At 43.2% G+C, this 15,655-nt stretch carries 11 protein-coding genes; 6 read left to right on the top strand and 5 right to left on the bottom strand.

Features of this window, described 5'->3' with window-relative positions; all coding sequences use genetic code 11:
- The first annotated feature begins 245 nt into the window (after window positions 1-245).
- From QUF19_RS24065 to QUF19_RS24055, 3 genes are all read left to right on the top strand, one after another.
- Window positions 246-1,205: a peptidoglycan DD-metalloendopeptidase family protein gene (locus QUF19_RS24065; RefSeq protein ID WP_286300446.1), complete on the top strand. Its 960-nt coding sequence runs from the start codon at window positions 246-248 to the stop codon at window positions 1,203-1,205.
- A gap of 310 nt (window positions 1,206-1,515) precedes the next feature.
- Complete coding sequence (gene ylqF, locus QUF19_RS24060; RefSeq protein ID WP_029224358.1) at window positions 1,516-2,451, top strand: ribosome biogenesis GTPase YlqF; 936 nt, start codon at window positions 1,516-1,518, stop codon at window positions 2,449-2,451.
- A 185-nt stretch (window positions 2,452-2,636) separates the two neighbouring features.
- Window positions 2,637-3,725 carry a GGDEF domain-containing protein gene (locus QUF19_RS24055; RefSeq protein WP_286300441.1) on the top strand — a complete coding sequence of 363 codons (1,089 nt, stop codon included), beginning with the start codon at window positions 2,637-2,639 and terminating at the stop codon, window positions 3,723-3,725.
- 161 nt (window positions 3,726-3,886) lie between these two features.
- On the opposite strand, the gene QUF19_RS24050 is transcribed toward QUF19_RS24055, so the two are convergent.
- The gene (locus QUF19_RS24050) at window positions 3,887-4,432 is read right to left on the bottom strand and encodes a GNAT family N-acetyltransferase (RefSeq protein ID WP_286300438.1); all 546 of its coding nucleotides are present in this window, start codon (window positions 4,430-4,432) and stop codon (window positions 3,887-3,889) included.
- A gap of 166 nt (window positions 4,433-4,598) precedes the next feature.
- Between QUF19_RS24050 and QUF19_RS24045 the strand changes: the two genes are divergently transcribed.
- The 3 genes from QUF19_RS24045 (at window position 4,599) to QUF19_RS24035 (ending at window position 7,885) form a co-directional block, all read left to right on the top strand.
- Window positions 4,599-5,741: an acyl-CoA desaturase gene (locus QUF19_RS24045; RefSeq protein ID WP_286300436.1), complete on the top strand. Its 1,143-nt coding sequence runs from the start codon at window positions 4,599-4,601 to the stop codon at window positions 5,739-5,741.
- A 279-nt stretch (window positions 5,742-6,020) separates the two neighbouring features.
- Window positions 6,021-7,391 (top strand): endonuclease/exonuclease/phosphatase family protein, encoded by a 1,371-nt coding sequence (locus tag QUF19_RS24040; protein WP_286300433.1) that lies wholly within the window; start codon window positions 6,021-6,023, stop codon window positions 7,389-7,391.
- 203 nt (window positions 7,392-7,594) lie between these two features.
- A complete protein-coding gene (locus tag QUF19_RS24035) occupies window positions 7,595-7,885 on the top strand; it encodes a putative quinol monooxygenase (protein ID WP_286300430.1) in 291 nt (96 codons plus the stop codon).
- A gap of 231 nt (window positions 7,886-8,116) precedes the next feature.
- Here the strand turns inward: QUF19_RS24035 and manA are convergent, their stop codons facing one another.
- From manA to mngA, 4 genes are all read right to left on the bottom strand, one after another.
- A complete protein-coding gene (gene manA / locus QUF19_RS24030; protein WP_286300429.1) occupies window positions 8,117-9,304 on the bottom strand; it encodes a mannose-6-phosphate isomerase, class I in 1,188 nt (395 codons plus the stop codon).
- 2 nt (window positions 9,305-9,306) lie between these two features.
- Window positions 9,307-10,473 (bottom strand): glycerate kinase, encoded by a 1,167-nt coding sequence (locus tag QUF19_RS24025; RefSeq protein ID WP_286300428.1) that lies wholly within the window; start codon window positions 10,471-10,473, stop codon window positions 9,307-9,309.
- A gap of 45 nt (window positions 10,474-10,518) precedes the next feature.
- Window positions 10,519-13,173, bottom strand: a complete 2,655-nt coding sequence (gene mngB / locus QUF19_RS24020; protein WP_286300425.1) for a mannosylglycerate hydrolase — start codon at window positions 13,171-13,173, stop codon at window positions 10,519-10,521.
- A gap of 238 nt (window positions 13,174-13,411) precedes the next feature.
- The gene (gene mngA / locus QUF19_RS24015) at window positions 13,412-15,346 is read right to left on the bottom strand and encodes a PTS 2-O-a-mannosyl-D-glycerate transporter subunit IIABC (protein ID WP_286300423.1); all 1,935 of its coding nucleotides are present in this window, start codon (window positions 15,344-15,346) and stop codon (window positions 13,412-13,414) included.
- Window positions 15,347-15,655: the final 309 nt, after the last annotated feature.

Genomic DNA, 15,655 nt, shown 5'->3' with positions numbered 1-15,655 from the left:
AGTATATTTTGCCGCGATTATATTATCGTCTAAAATTTTCTCAACATGACATAATAACTACTTGTAAAGTACAATTTAGCTAAATCAAAAGGTGAAAGGTTTGTTTTTTATCACTCTAGAAACACACCCTATGCCTTTAGCCAGTCATTAAGAAGGAATGAACTAAAATAACATGCAAAAAAAACAAATAAATATTATGATCTAATTCTTATTTTTATCCATTAACCGAATTTTATTGATAATTTATGTATTTGAAAATAAATAGCCATTTAAGTCGCCGCACCCTTTCCTTTGGCCTTTTGATGGTTTTTTTGATCGTTTCAACAGCTATATCACTAAGCTACAACCATTCAAATACTGATAAAAAACAGGCACCTAAAATAGCCAAGCCCAAAAGCATTCATATTCCAACTACAGCTCCGACATCTGAAATGGTTTCAGGGGTTGTGAAATACTCTTTTGTCAGTTCCATACTATCCTCTGGTTTGACGAACAATGAATTAAAATCACTATTGAGTCTATTAGGTGATAATTTTGACATTATTAAATCAGTTAACAACGGTGATAAGTTTTCAATAAAAACCCAACATGATGGTACAAACACAGAATATGTCAGTGCTTTTTACTATTTAGGCAGTGATATAGAATTTTTTGCTATGAGAGGGGCGGATGATAATATCTATAACGAAAATGGATATAAAATAAATAATGATTATGTATTCCCTCTTTCTCAGCATTATCGAGTAAGTTCATCATTCGATTTAAACAGGAAACACCCTATAACGAATCGAATTGCACCTCATTTTGGAACGGATTACGCGACACCTATTGGCACAGAGATTCATTCGTTGTCCGACGGCGTTGTTTTGAAGTCTCGATATAACCGTTTTGCAGGTAACTACCTCACAATAAAACACACTGATGGAAACTACGCACGCTACCTTCACCTTTCAGAAAGGCATGTCTTAGCTGGGGAATACATAACAAAAGGTCAGATAATCGGACTTACTGGAAATTCTGGCCGAACAACTGGACCTCACCTACATTTGGAGTTGTCGGTTGCAGGAGTGCCCGTCAATTTCGAACAATATATCAACACCGAAAGAAGCTACAACGACCAATTTATATACATTGCTCAAGCTGAACGTAAGCAGCTAATAAAAAGCCTAGCTCAATCTGTACAATCAAACCAACCTCCAACATAGAGTTCCCTAGTAATATTCGATTTACTTTTGAGGCAAACCAAGCAAATACTCGCATTATTTGTGTCCGAATAGGCGACTCAAATAACGCGTTCTCTCACTAACTCATTTCAAGTTGCTAGCAGTTGAATCAAAGGCTTAGCCGCATAAGTACCGCGTTCTAAATTGTAACTTAATAGTCAATTTCAATTGAACTCCCAAGAATCTTTGCGCAAATGTCTTTTTCTGTAGTTCTTCTAGGCGATATAGCGCTTTACACGCCCTAGCGAACCCTTACAATGTGCAGCAAATATATTTATCAAGGTTTATCTCTATGTCTATTCAATGGTTTCCGGGTCACATGCATAAAGCCCGCAAAGAAATCGAAGAAGTTATCCCACAGGTTGATGTGATCATCGAAGTACTGGACGCTCGTATCCCGTTCAGTAGTGAAAACCCAATGATCTCTTCACTGCGCGGCGATAAGCCTTGTGTAAAAGTACTGAACAAGCGCGACCTTGCGGATCCTGAGCTTACTGAGCGTTGGATTGAGCACTTCGAGAAAGAGCAAGGCGTTAAGGCGATTGCGATTACCACCAGCGCTAAAGAAGAAGTTAACCACGTTATGGAGCTAGTACGTAAATTAGCACCGCACCGTGAACAGATGGGTAAGAATATTCGTACAATGATCATGGGCATCCCGAACGTGGGTAAATCGACCATCATCAACTGTTTGGCTGGACGTACGATTGCGGTAACGGGTAACCAACCTGCAGTAACTCGTCGCCAACAACGTATCAACCTTCAAAATGGCGTGATCCTTTCAGATACTCCAGGAATCCTTTGGCCTAAAGTAGAAAACCCACACAGTGGCTTCCGCCTAGCCGCTACCGGCGCGGTGAAAGATACGGCAATGGAATACGACGAAGTGGCATTCTACACAGTCGAGTACTTAGCTAAGCAGTACCCTCACCTGTTGAAAGAACGCTACCAAATTGAAGAGCTGCCAGAGTCTGACATCGAATTGATGGAAGCAATTGGTCGTAAGCGCGGTGCACTTCGTGCAGGCGGTCATATAGACATCCACAAATGTTCTGAAATCCTTCTTCATGAGCTTCGCAACGGTACTTTAGGTAAAGTAACGCTAGAGCTACCAGAGATGATTACTAAAGAGTTAGTCGAAGTTGAAGAAGCGGCGGCACTGAAAGCTGAACAACAAATTAAGAAGAAAGAAGAACGTCGTAAGCGTTACTTGAAAAACAAACGCTAACGTCTTTAAACGTACGTTATTTTCACGCTCTAGCCACGAAAAGTTAGAGCGTGAGCATAAAAAAGCCTTACAGTTGGTGTTAGAACTAACATATTGTCACATAAATAAAAACTTCCATTTACAAGTACCAAACTCGTAGACATACTTGCACAAAATTATTGCGACACAGTAGCGATTTACCTCCAATGCGTTCATACCCCGGATTTCAAAACCAACGATTTAAGACTTATTTCGACAATGAAATCTATCTACCGTACGTAAAATTCATCTATGTACCTATCACCATTTTCTTTACTTTCATTATCTCCGATTACATCAATTTCGGTGCACAATGCATTTTCCCGGTAGTGTTGAGAACGGTACTTTTCGTCATCATGATGTTCGTTGCAGCTTACTGTATTAAACATAAACCTAACCACTTACAACAACTCGAAGCTTGTCTTCTGATCATCAGTGCCCTATTTCTCGTCTATGTTGGTCGTATCGCCATTGATTTTGGAAACTTGGATTATCAAGGTGGCATCATCCTCGTGATGATCTATGTGGGGACATTTTCTAGAATGTCCGCTCGATACAGTTTAAGCGCACTAACCATTATATTCTTGTGCTATATCGTTGGCTTGGCACCATCACTTTACGCAGCAGAGCCTAGTCACGAAATAGAAACGATTTCCGTATACGCTTCAGCTTACATTCTTATTGCAGCCTCTTGCTTAAGACGAGATTTCGAAGTGCACAAACGCTTTACTCAATCCGAGCAGCTTCGTAAACAAGCCATCCAGCTACGTAAGCAATCTAATCTGTTTGAAGCTCTCTCTTATCAAGATGCACTCACCGGATGTTACAACCGCTTATACCTGCATCAGGTTATCGAACCGAACATTGATCGCCAGCTATCGATGACCGCTATCATGATTGATGTAGACCACTTTAAATCAATCAATGACACCTTCGGCCATCAGACCGGTGATGCGGTCATCAAGGAATTAGCCGAGGCAATTCAAAACGCGTTGCCAGAACACAGCACCTGCTTTAGATACGGAGGTGAAGAGTTTTTGATTATTATTCAGAACGAAAGTGAAGCTGGCATCAGAGTGCTCGCAGATGATCTACTAGCATGCCCGACTCAGCTAAGATTCGAGGTGACCGTTTCAATTGGTATCAAACACGCCACACAAGCATTGGGATCGGTTGAACAGCTCATTAATGACGCAGACCAAGCTTTATATTCATCAAAAAAGAAAGGCCGAAACTGCGTCTCTTGGTCTGAATAGACCTATTCGGATTTCAAAGCCACAGCATTCAAAGTAACAGCATCAAAACAACATAACCAAAAAGCCCTCAAACTGACTCAGTTTGAGGGCTTTCATATCTTTATTTATAAAAAGGTTTATACAAAATCTTCTTATAAAGGAAACTCGCGACAGTGGAACGTTTATGAATACGCAACACTTGCAGTCTTCTGTTCAAGCTCTTGTGGAGAAGCCCAAGAAATCACTTTCTCTTTAACTTGGCTACCGCATGGCGCGTTCCAGGTTTGCTCAAGTTCTTCTTTGCCACCAATCGCCTGATAAAAAGCGATGGCTTGGTGGTTCTCAGACATCACCTCTAGGTAGAGCCCCGAATCAGAATAATATTGCTGTAACCATTTAGTGAGTTCAGACAATAGGCGCTTACCTACACCTCGGCCACGATAGTTACTATCGACATGTAACGCATCAATGAACGTTCCACGATCAAAGTTATGATTCCCGAACGCACAGACGAAACCAACCAGTAAACCACCTTCTTCAAGCAATAAAACATGTTGGTTGAAAGGAGGATTAATCAAACGAGTCTGCCAAATAACAGATCTGTCCTCCAAAACATCATTTTCTAAGTAATCATCAGCAAGAATGCCACGGTAATATAGCTTCCAGCTATCCGCGTGTAATTGGGCAATCCGCTCATAATCTTTATATTCAGCTACCTTAATTTCCATTTATTAGCCCTTAGTACTTCCATTTATGACTTGCTACTACATTTCACACTACCTTTATACAATATTTAAGCAAAACATACTAATACACGTTTACACTTTCAATATTGACTTACACGTGTACGCTGATATTCTAGCGCACAGATGTAAGCCCAATGGAAATTTGCTAATGAATAGTGCTGACAAACCATCAACAAAAAAGCCACCATTAATCTGGCTCAATATTTTTGTTTTTTCTTCTAGTATGCTGCTTGCTGTTGTTGCGGCTCCCGTTTATGGCTACTTTTTTGGCTATGGTATGGAGCACTGGATATGGCTAGCGATCTGTTTTACTTTTTGTAATCTGTCTATTACGACAGGCTATCACCGCTTATGGTCTCATAAAGCGTTTGAAGCGCATTCAAGCCTAAGATTCCTGTTTGCTTTGGGCGGTGCATTTGCCCTCCAGAACAGCGCGCTACACTGGTCTTCTGACCACCGTGTGCACCACAAGCATGTCGACAACAACGACAAAGACCCATACTCAGCCAAACGTGGCTTCTGGTATTCACACATTGGTTGGATGATCCGTAATTACAACACAGCAATGTATACTGATTACGAGAACTGTCGCGACCTGAAGAAAGACAAGATTGTGATGTGGCAGCACAAGCACTACGTTCTGCTAGCGCTAATCATGAACATTGGTGTTCCTATCGCATTAGGCGTAATTTACGGCGATGTGATTGGTATGTTGTTAATCGTGGGTGCGGTTCGTTTGGTACTTAACCACCACACAACCTTCTTTATTAATTCTCTTGCTCATATCTGGGGTAGCCAACCTTTTACTGACAAGAACACAGCGCGTGATAACGGTGTGTTAGCAGTACTCACTTTTGGCGAAGGCTACCATAACTTCCACCACATCTTTGAGAACGACTACCGTAATGGCATTTACTGGTGGCAATACGATCCAACGAAATGGTTGATTAAGAGTGCTTCATTGATGGGCCTAGCAAGTAAGCTTAAGAAAACGCCTCAAGCGCGCATTGAAAAAGCAGAAGCGACCATGCTACTTAAGCGGACACAGCAAAAAATCATGCACCGCGCCGACAAGCAACAAATCGCAGACAAGCTTCAGCAAGAGTTCGATGCACTCGTGTCAAATATGAACGAATATTACGAAGTTAAAAAGCAACTACTTGAAAGCAAACGCGAAAACGTTGTGAAAAAATACGAACACTCTGTACTTAAAGTTCGTTACCAACAAATCAAAATGAACTTCGAACAACAGAAGAAAAATTGGGCAATGACAGTGGAACAATATGCTTAAGGCAAAACCATACGTTTAACACCCAAATAACAAAGCTGCTTGCTTCTTATGCGAAAGCCCTCATATTGCTATGAGGGCTTTTTTAATTCACAGTTCTAATTAAATTCATGAATTTTAAGTCTTTATTCTAATTACAGACACTAGTTCCAAATGTCACATTTCCAATGCAACAAGATGTCACTACAGAACTCCTCCTGTGACAAATATCACTTACAGAATGATATCCATCTCATAACATGCGCGTCCCAAAATTCTTTCAGCAATCAGCGGACCCATTTTATGAAAATGTTAAAAACATCTATCGCTTTCGCCATCTCTTCTTCGCTTTTGATTGGTTGCAGCAGCGACACTGATTACATTCAACCTGAAGAAGTAAAGATCGCGACTTATAATTTATCTTTTGATCGCGCCACCTTCCAAGACCTTGTAACAGAAATGCAGATTGAGCCAAGTGTTCAAGCAACGCTAGTCACCGATTATTTAAACAATACGATTGATGCCGCTGACAAAGAAACAGCTGCTAAAGTTATTCAGATCCGCAACGTAGCAGCCGTGATTCAAAAGAATCGTCCTGATGTGCTTATGATGGCTGAATTTAACAATGATGGTACTGGCACCGACAAATCAGCGCTCGAAGGCTTCCAGAAAAACTACCTTTCTGTTGCTCAAAGTATCGAAGGTGCAGGCGGCGACGCCAACCTAGAGCCAATCTCATACCCATACTTTGAAAGCTACTCTACCAACACAGGTCTATTGAACGAATTTGGTTTTGATTTAGACAATGACGGTAATTTTGGAACACTTCCTGGTGACGCATGGGGCTTCGGTTTCTATCACGGACAATACGCCTTCGCTCTAATGTCTAAATACGAAATCGACACCGCTAACACTCGTACATTCCAAGAGTTCAAATGGAAAGACCTTGAAGGCGCGACGATTCCAACGATCACTGTGTGTGATGGTTCAAACACGATCCCTGATGGCATGAGTTGCGGTGATGAATGGTACTCGGCTGAAGAGTGGGCAGAAGTTCGTCTATCGTCAAAGAACCACGTTGATGCTCCAATACTTATTCCTACCAAAGATGGAACAGAAACGGTTCACTTGTTGATGTCTCACCCTACTCCTCCTGCTTTTGATGTGGGTAAGAACATTGAGCAGAATGCTGCAGAAGTCGACTTCTGGCACCAATACATCCAAAACAAATCGTTTATCTATGATGATTCTGGAAAAACTGGCGGTTTAGAACAAGGCAAACACTTTGTCATGATGGGTGACCAAAACTTAGATCCGGTTGATGGCGACGGTATTAGTTCTGTAATGCAAAACTTGCACAACGACTCGTTAGTTAACCAAGAAGTCACTAACGGCAGTCTATACCCTACTAGTTATGGCGCTGCTGAACATGCCGTTGATAAATCATCGTCTCACCCCCAGCCAAACCGCATTACTTCTACATTCGGGCTTGCTGTTGATTACGCTCTGCCTTCTTCAACGCTGAACATTGTTGATTCTGGTGTGTATTGGGCTGCTTCATATGAAGAAGGGCGCAAGCTGTTCAACGACACTCGCATTGGCGACTATGGTAACGGAAAGGATGTCTCTTCAGATCACCGTATGATCTGGGTGAAAGCGGACTTCAGTAACTAACCCATTCAACTGAGATCTAAGAAGCCCTCCTATTGCTATGAGGGCTTTTTTAATGAGCGAAACCGATTGCCACCGGCTTTATACTCTCAAACTCGAATTGTGGATGCTGATAACCATAGTTATTGGATTCCAGAGCTCTTTCTTCAATCTAAAATATGACTATATTACTGGAACTTATCGAGTTTATAGCTTAGGAATTTAAAATGAGCAAACTGACTATTATTGCAACGATCGTCTCTAAAGAAGACAAAACTGAGCTTGTTAAATCAGAGATGATTAAATTGATCGATAAAACCCGTGTTGAAGACGGCTGTATTAACTACGATCTACACCAAGATAACAGCAACCCTGCTCACTTTGTTTTTCATGAGAATTGGGAGTCGGAAGCTCACTTAGAGAAACACTTGGCGAGCCAACACATTGCAGAGTATGTAGCTGCGACTGAAAACTGTATTGAAACCTTTGTGCTTAAAAAAATGACGCACATTGCCTAACCAGTCACTCTGTACTGATTCAATAAAAAACCCTGCTCTGATCGCAGGGTTTGTCTTTTCTTAAGGCTTGTATCTACTTATTCTAATTATGAAAAAACCCGCAAGAGTAGCGGGTATGGTCAATAATTAATGCTGTCAAAAACAGATAGGTAACAACCATCAATCCAATATTGAGTAACACTTTACAGTGGCACTCTGACATTTCTTTTGCTGATCGCTAGCACGGGGGCACTAGTTAAAAGCACGAGCCAAAATGCCATTCCCTTGATATTGGTAAACACTTGAATTACTACTTACAAAGACCGATTCTCCGGGTTTAAGAGCAACTGTGTGTCCTTCTGAAGTCACGCTCGCCTCTCCTTCCACGCAGAACAAAATCTCCGCGCTACGTAAATACTGTGACTTACTTTCATCGGTCGCAGACAAGATATCAAAACCAAAGTCATCCACTGGAATCGGATAGCTCATCTTGCCCTCTTTCAATACAGGCTTAAGGCGAATATCTTCTGGCTTAATCGGCTCAAAAATCGTGTTATCGATAAGCTCAGGAACATCTATGTACTTTGGTGTGAGGCCAGCACGCAACACGTTGTCTGAGTTTGCCATGATCTCTAAACCCGTACCTTGAACATAAGCGTGTGGGGTCTCTGCGAATAGGAACATCGCTTCACCAGGTGCCAGTTCAACCGTGTTAAGCATCAATGGTGCAAACAAACCAATATCACCCGGATAATGTTGTTTGAACTCTTTGCTGTATTGCAGAGCTTCACGCCCCATCACCGTTTTAGCTGGACGCGCATGCGCCGCATAAAGCTCGTTAAGTGCAGACTCTTTTGGGTCACCCTCAAGCGACATAATTGCGCTAAAGAAAGACTTCAGAGAATCACTGTCGGCATTGGCTTTAAGTACATTAAGCTCAATCGCTAACGAAGGGATATCCACTTCTTCGAACAAGGCAATAATATCGTCGATAGGACGAAAGCCATTCATCGCTTTGTAGAACGTCAACGCATAAACAAGTTCAGGCTTGTGGTTTGGATCTTTGTAATTACGATTAGACGCATCCAAAGGGATACCAAGTGCATTCTCTCGCTCAAAACCTAACTCAGATTTACGCTTATTTGGGTGAACCTGAATCGACAACGGTGTTTCTGCTGCCAACACCTTAAATAAAAAAGGTAGTTCACCGAAACGTGCCGCCGTGTACCCGCCTAAAACATCGATTCTATTTTCATCGATCATGTGAGAAAGCGGCTCACCTGTGTCGCCTACTTTTGAGCAACCATTAGGATGAGCACCCATCCAAATTTCAGCTTGAGGCTCTTGGTTTGGGTTCACAATACCAAACAATTGGTTTATGGAGTCTTTACTGCCCCATGCGTAGTTTTGGATAACGTTGTCGAGTTTGAATAGAGACATAATTACTTCTCATTAAAAATCTGGCCGCCAAGCTTGAGCGTGGCAGCGATATTACGGGCACTACGAGTCAGATTTTGGCTCGCTTCTGATAAAACTTGGTCTAAGGACTGAGGTGAACGTACGGTTCCAAATAAGCTAGACATTGAGTCATAAAGCTTTTCAACGTCTTTACCCAAAGAGCCAGCAATGCCAATGGTTGGAATGTTCTGCTTAAGAGCTCGCTGTGCGATGCCAAAAGGTGTTTTTCCTTGCAGAGTTTGATTGTCCATCTGCCCTTCCCCCGTCACGACCAGTGAAGCGCCTTCAAGCACCTTATCCGCATCTAATGCGTCGAGTACCATCTCAATACCCGCTTTAATTTGGATATTGAATGCCAGGCTTAACCCTAGAGGTGTGCCACCAGCAGCACCAAAGCCCGCGCTGTCGCGATGATTAACACCTGTGTGCGCTTGAGCAATATCGGCAAAGTGCCCAATGGCAGCATCAAGTTGTTGAACGTGAGTTTGTGAGGCGCCTTTTTGCGGACCAAACACGGCACTTGCTCCGCTTTCGCCACACAATGGATTATTCACATCGCAAGCGACCACGAACGTGACTTCTTTGCATCTCGCGTGCAGCCCATCAAGATCGATGCTTGCTAGCTGACTTAATTCGGCGCCGCCACCAGATAACTCGTTGCCTTGCTTGTCTAATAACTTACCTCCCAACGCTTGTAAAATGCCTGCACCTGCATCGTTGGTTGCGCTACCGCCCAAGCCGATAATGATTTGTTCAACGCCTTGATCTAACGCATCTTTAATCAATAGCCCGGTGCCAAAGGAAGATGCGGTTAAAGGTGATCTTTCTTCTACCGTTAATCGGTCTAAGCCAGACGCTTGAGCAAATTCTAACAAGGCAGTTTTTACCTTTTTTCCATCAACAGCCTGCTCTAAGGATGCCCAGTAAGCCGTGCATTCACGTCCGATTGGATCCACCGTTTGCAACTGTTGCTTTTTACCATTGAGTGCTTCTAGCAACACGTCTACCGTACCTTCACCACCATCAGCGAGAGGCAGTTTAACGAACTCTGCATAAGGGAAAACATCAGCAAATCCGCGCTCAATACAAGACGCAACTTGATGGGCGTCGAGTGATTCTTTAAATGAATCGGGGGCAATTACAATTTTCATTGTCGTTCACCATTCCCGCCCACCAAGGTGAGCGGGTGATTGAAATTAGAATTTGATTTGGAATGTTTTTGCTTGGCAAGATGCTAATTCACCAAAAGATAAGTCACCAAAGGTTTCAATTGCTACATCACCTTCACGAACGCGCTCGTCCATGCTTGTCTCTTTCCAGCTTGAAACCGCTTGAGTGAAAGAGATTGAATCCGATACTGAACCCGTTTCTGCTGGGTTGTAGACACGCATGATCAGTGCATCTTCGTCTTCAGCTTTTTTCAGTACGCTTAGTACCGCACCTGCTTGTAGCTTCGATAGCAAGCTGAAGCTCATTGGTAGGTTTTGCTCACCCACATTCAGCTTCATCGCGTTGTAAGGGATCTTGTTGTAGCATTCGATTTGAGTGACATTGTCACGTGCTTGCGCCATGATGTTCGCGTCAATGTGGTTACCAGAGAATCCACACAGTGTGAATTCACATACCAACTTGCCACGCACTTGTGAATCCGGTGTTGGGATCTTGATGCCTGATGGACGACCCGGACGAAGCAATAGCTCTTCTTTACCCAGCACGCCGATACCACGGAATAGTGTCAGTGCGAAGGTATCTCTGTTTCCGTCACCTTGAGATGCAATCACCTCGAATTCACGCAGGCCATTCGACATAATAGCCATGCCCGCTTTGCCGTTTTCTAGCGCTGCAAAGTTCATTAACTGATACACAGGAACTGGTGCTTCTTTCCACTTCTCTTCTTCCCAAACCGCCATTGCTGGATCGTTAGTTGGTCGAGTAATACAACCGAACTGGTTATCTGCAACCACAGTTTCAGAGACGAATGGTGTTGGTACTAATACACGAACACGGTGGTCGTCGGCTTGGTTGTCTAGTTCCATGCGGACTTCGATGCGGCGAGAGCCTTGTTTCAATACCACTTGGCATTGCGCTTCAACAAAACCATTTTGACCCGTGCGTTCTTCACGCTCTGCAAGGTTTGCAGGCACGTTCATTCGGAAAGCGATGTTCGCTACCGATTGGAAGCCTTGGTGGTCAATCGATGTTTCTACCGGGAATTCATCAGAGTACAGCAACCATTCTTGACGAGATGGAGAGTAATCGTACTCATCTCCGTCATCAGAACCGTCTTCTAAACGAAGTACTTGGTCGAATACTTGCTCTGTCTCTATATCGAAAATAGTCAGAGTACCGTTGTCGTTTACATTGATTCGGTAGTATTCGTTTTCTAATAGGTAGTCCTTCTGCTCAGCAACTTTTACTGCGCCCTTCTCATTACCTTGAATGTGTAACGTGGTGAAGCCCATCGCTGGCACAGTGCGTTTGATTTGAATATCAAACTCCATGAACGGGTCGTAGTTACCGTAGTGAACGATTTGACGGTCTACTTTACCTGGATCAATTTGGCGCTTGTCTTGGATGAAGTACTCAACTGAGTTTTCGTTTTCATCAAAGATTGAGAATTCTTGAGCACGGATAGTAATGGTTGTGTTCACCACTTCTTCACGCTCGTACGGAGAAAGGTTAAACATCGCCAATTTGTCGCAACCTTCGCGATCCGGCATGTGGTCGACAATCTTACGCTTGTAGAAATGAATCAGGTTTGTCGCCATATCGTCCGCAAGGATGTAACGGTTTAGGATTTCAGCGTGAACCTTGTCTGAACAGCAGCAACCAATCGAGTCATGAGCGTGGTTCTTCATGCTCTCTTTCCACATTTTCTCAATCAAACCGTGGTGGTATTCGAAACCTAATGTCCAAGCGATAGATGCTAGAGGCTCTAAGATGTTTACAATCTTATTTTCAATTTCTGCGTGGATCAGTTTGATGTCCATACGCGTCGAAGAGATCGTACGGTGAACACGCATGTATTTACCGTCGTTGAATTCGCCTTTGATTGTGTCGAGTTGATCACGTGCTGCTTCTACTTTCTCGAACACTTCTTCAAAGCGACTCATTGAGAATTCGCGATCTGGGTAAATTTCGCGAAGCTTGTCCATCACTTCAAAGATGTCTTTTTGAATCGGCATTTGATCGTGACCATTCGGCAGCAGGATGTCTTTGGTTACCGATGGTTTCTCTAGCACTGGGAAGTACTTATCTAAACGAGCACGCAAGCCTTCTTCATCTTGCGGAAGGTATTTACCAATCGCGTAACCCAGTGGAAGCACTTGTGCCGTTACTTCACTGCCGTCGTTTGATTGCCATAAGAATTCTGTTTTGTTGGTGCCATGACGCTCTGAACAACCACGCCAGAACATTGCACGCGTGATGTCAAAGCCGTTGTAGATCATCGGCAGTTGAGAACTCATGCTGAATGAATCTGGTAAGTAACCAATCTTCATTGCATCGCCAAATTTCATGCAGTCGCGAATGCCATACATCATGTTACGTACAATCGACTCACCAGAAACTTGCATTGTGTCGGTTTGAGAATACCAAGGGCCAATAATAAGCTTGCCCGCTTCAACCAATGCTTTTACGCGTTCTGTGTTCTCTGGTTTGATCGCAAAGTAGTCTTCTAGAACAGCGGTTTGACCATCTAGAACGTAGTATTTGTATTCTGGATCACTCTCCAGACGGTTCATGATTTCTTCCATGTTGTTCACAAGAAGAATGCGAGACTCTTCTGTTGTGAAATACCATTCACGATCCCAGTGCATGTGTGGAGTAATATGTACGCGTGATGTAGTCATAATCATTTACCTAAATGTGTCGCTTCGAGTAAATCTAAAATTCGAACTCAAATACGACTAAATTAAAGTTTTTCAAGGGGTTAAAATTGGCTGCCACTAAATTTAGGGTGCAGAAAACCACGCCCAGAATCTGTGTGAATAAAACCGTTAGGAGCACAGGTATTTAGGACAGCCAAGTTGTTCGTTATTTTTTATATGGTGTTTTTAATTACGAGCTAGAAGTGAGCTCAAAATTCAGTTAGTTCTGTGTTGCAGTACTTGCTTCAAACTTACCCTTTTTTACAGCGTGACCACGCCACATCAGAAGAGTAACAGTTGAAATCACTGTGCCGACAATCGCAGCACCGAACCAAATTGCAGCAGCAGAGAATGCGCCTAAACCTGAATCGTGTAACAAGAAGATAGAGAAGATACCTGCACCCGGTGTCGATAGACCAATACCTGCCGCACCAACCATTGCACCTGTAACCACAGAGCCTAGTAGGAATGAGCCGATTACACGGATTGGATCTTCAATCGCCATTGGGATTGCACCTTCGGTAATACCCGCAAGGCCAAGTAGCCATGTCGATTTACCGGTTTCAATCTCAAAGTCCTTGAATAGGCGTGGAGCGATCATGGTTGAAGCCGTTACAGTGAACGCCGATACCATTTTTACTGAACCAAAGATTGCGTAAGGGCCATAAACACCGTTCGCCATTGCACCTAAACAGAATGCGTAAGCGGCTTTGTTTACCGGACCACCTAAGTCGAATGATACAAACAGACCAAGAATCGCACCCAATAACAGCGCATTGGTGCCTGACATACCGTTCAACCAGTCCGTTAGACCTTGGTTTAGGAACGCTACAGGTTTACCGATAACAAACAGCATCAAGCTACCTGCCACCAAAGTACCGATCACAGGGTAAAGGTAGAAAGTGAGGAAGCCGTTAAACGCAGGGCCTAAGCGAACATGCTCTTTTACCCAACGCATCACGTAACCAGCAATCAAACCACCAACAACACCGCCTAGGAAGCCAGAGCCTATGATGTTTGCTGCAATACCTGCGGCAAAACCAGGACCAAGTGCGGGTTTGTCTGCTAATGAGTAAGCTGTGTAAGCCGCCAGTACTGGCACCATCAATGTACCCAGTAGGCCGCCACCTAGTTTGCGATACATCCATAGCCAAGAATCTTTTGTTGCGTAGAGCTCTTGCAGGTCAAAAATTTGCGCGATAAGAACAGCAACCGCAAGAACAGTACCACCAGCAACGATAAGAGGAACCGCGTAAGAAATACCAGAAAGCAGTGCTTGTTTAAGCTCAGTTTTCAACGGCAGTTTCTTCGGTTTGTCATCGGTAGCCACTTTACGTTCTGCACCGTTACCTTTTTTCGACTCTTCAATCGCTTCATTAAGAATGCGTTCACCGTGCTTAATCGGTTCTGCAACTGGGGTTTCAACACGAGGAATGCCATCAAAGCGCTCAGATTCTTTAATCGCAACTTCAGCAGCAAAAACACACGCCACAGCATTGTTAAGTTGTTCCGCAGTTAAGCGATCTTCAATACCGTTTGCGCCCTGCTTTTCAACATGAACCTTGTAGCCAAGCTTCTTGCCGGCTTTTTCTAGGTATTCTGCCGCCATATAAGTATGAGCAATACCTGCAGGGCAAGCAGTAACACATACAATTGTCGGCGCATTTGTATCTAAGTTGTCTCGTTTTTCTTCTTGTTGATTGTCGCCATCAAGAAGCGCAAAGATTTCTTCAGCCGTTGTCGCTTTTAGTACCGCTTCGCGAACATCGTCGTCAACCAATGTAGTTGTCAGTGCAGTCAGCAGATGCATGTGGGTAGAACCCGCTTCTGCATTTGGAATCGCAATTAGGAAGATAAGATTGACATCTTCGTCTTCATCCAAGCCTTTCCATTTCATGTCTTCTTTAAGCGTTGCTACAGCGAAGCCAGCTTCTTTAACCGCGTCAGTCTTGCCGTGCGGTACAGCTAGGCCTTCACCAAGCGCTGTCGGGCCTTGCTCTTCACGAGCAAATACTGCATCAAGATACTCTTGCTTGTTATGCAGTTTGCCTTGCTGATCCAGTTGGTCAGCAAGTGCGTAAATCGCTTCTTCTCGACTGCTAAACGTAGTTTGCAGATTCACGAGCGACTTATTCGTTAGAGTAGTAAGTTTCATAACCTTTGTCCCATAGTCACGGATTAGTACGACAGTCGTCCCTGTCGACGAGAAGAATAATACAACTTCAAGACATTTAATCCGTGATCACGATCTCACCAATACGTATTTGTATTTAATTTGTATTTAAATCGTATTGGTAAATCCTTTAAGAAAGCTTGTTATGTATCGTTTAATTTGTATTATATGTACTACAAAATACCGATACGATGCTCACACTAACCTTTAAAGCAAGGCTTATATAGAGCAAATTTACGTATTTAAGGTACAGGTTGTTAATCAAAGTCTAGTTGTCCTAGCGCACAAATG

Source organism: Vibrio sp. FE10 (assembly GCF_030297155.1).
Classification (GTDB): Bacteria; Pseudomonadota; Gammaproteobacteria; order Enterobacterales; family Vibrionaceae; genus Vibrio; species Vibrio apostichopi.
This window is presented reverse-complemented; position numbering and strand designations above follow the sequence as displayed.

Bases quoted from the DNA above. Each gene is read 5' to 3' on its own strand.
- QUF19_RS24065 (WP_286300446.1), top strand. From the start codon at position 246: ATGTATTTGAAAATAAATAGCCATTTAAGTCGCCGCACCCTTTCCTTT.
- ylqF (WP_029224358.1), top strand. From the start codon at position 1,516: ATGTCTATTCAATGGTTTCCGGGTCACATGCATAAAGCCCGCAAAGAA.
- QUF19_RS24055 (WP_286300441.1), top strand. From the start codon at position 2,637: ATGCGTTCATACCCCGGATTTCAAAACCAACGATTTAAGACTTATTTC.
- QUF19_RS24050 (WP_286300438.1), bottom strand. From the start codon at position 4,432: ATGGAAATTAAGGTAGCTGAATATAAAGATTATGAGCGGATTGCCCAA.
- QUF19_RS24045 (WP_286300436.1), top strand. From the start codon at position 4,599: ATGAATAGTGCTGACAAACCATCAACAAAAAAGCCACCATTAATCTGG.
- QUF19_RS24040 (WP_286300433.1), top strand. From the start codon at position 6,021: ATGAAAATGTTAAAAACATCTATCGCTTTCGCCATCTCTTCTTCGCTT.
- QUF19_RS24035 (WP_286300430.1), top strand. From the start codon at position 7,595: ATGAGCAAACTGACTATTATTGCAACGATCGTCTCTAAAGAAGACAAA.
- manA (WP_286300429.1), bottom strand. From the start codon at position 9,304: ATGTCTCTATTCAAACTCGACAACGTTATCCAAAACTACGCATGGGGC.
- QUF19_RS24025 (WP_286300428.1), bottom strand. From the start codon at position 10,473: ATGAAAATTGTAATTGCCCCCGATTCATTTAAAGAATCACTCGACGCC.
- mngB (WP_286300425.1), bottom strand. From the start codon at position 13,173: ATGACTACATCACGCGTACATATTACTCCACACATGCACTGGGATCGT.
- mngA (WP_286300423.1), bottom strand. From the start codon at position 15,346: ATGAAACTTACTACTCTAACGAATAAGTCGCTCGTGAATCTGCAAACT.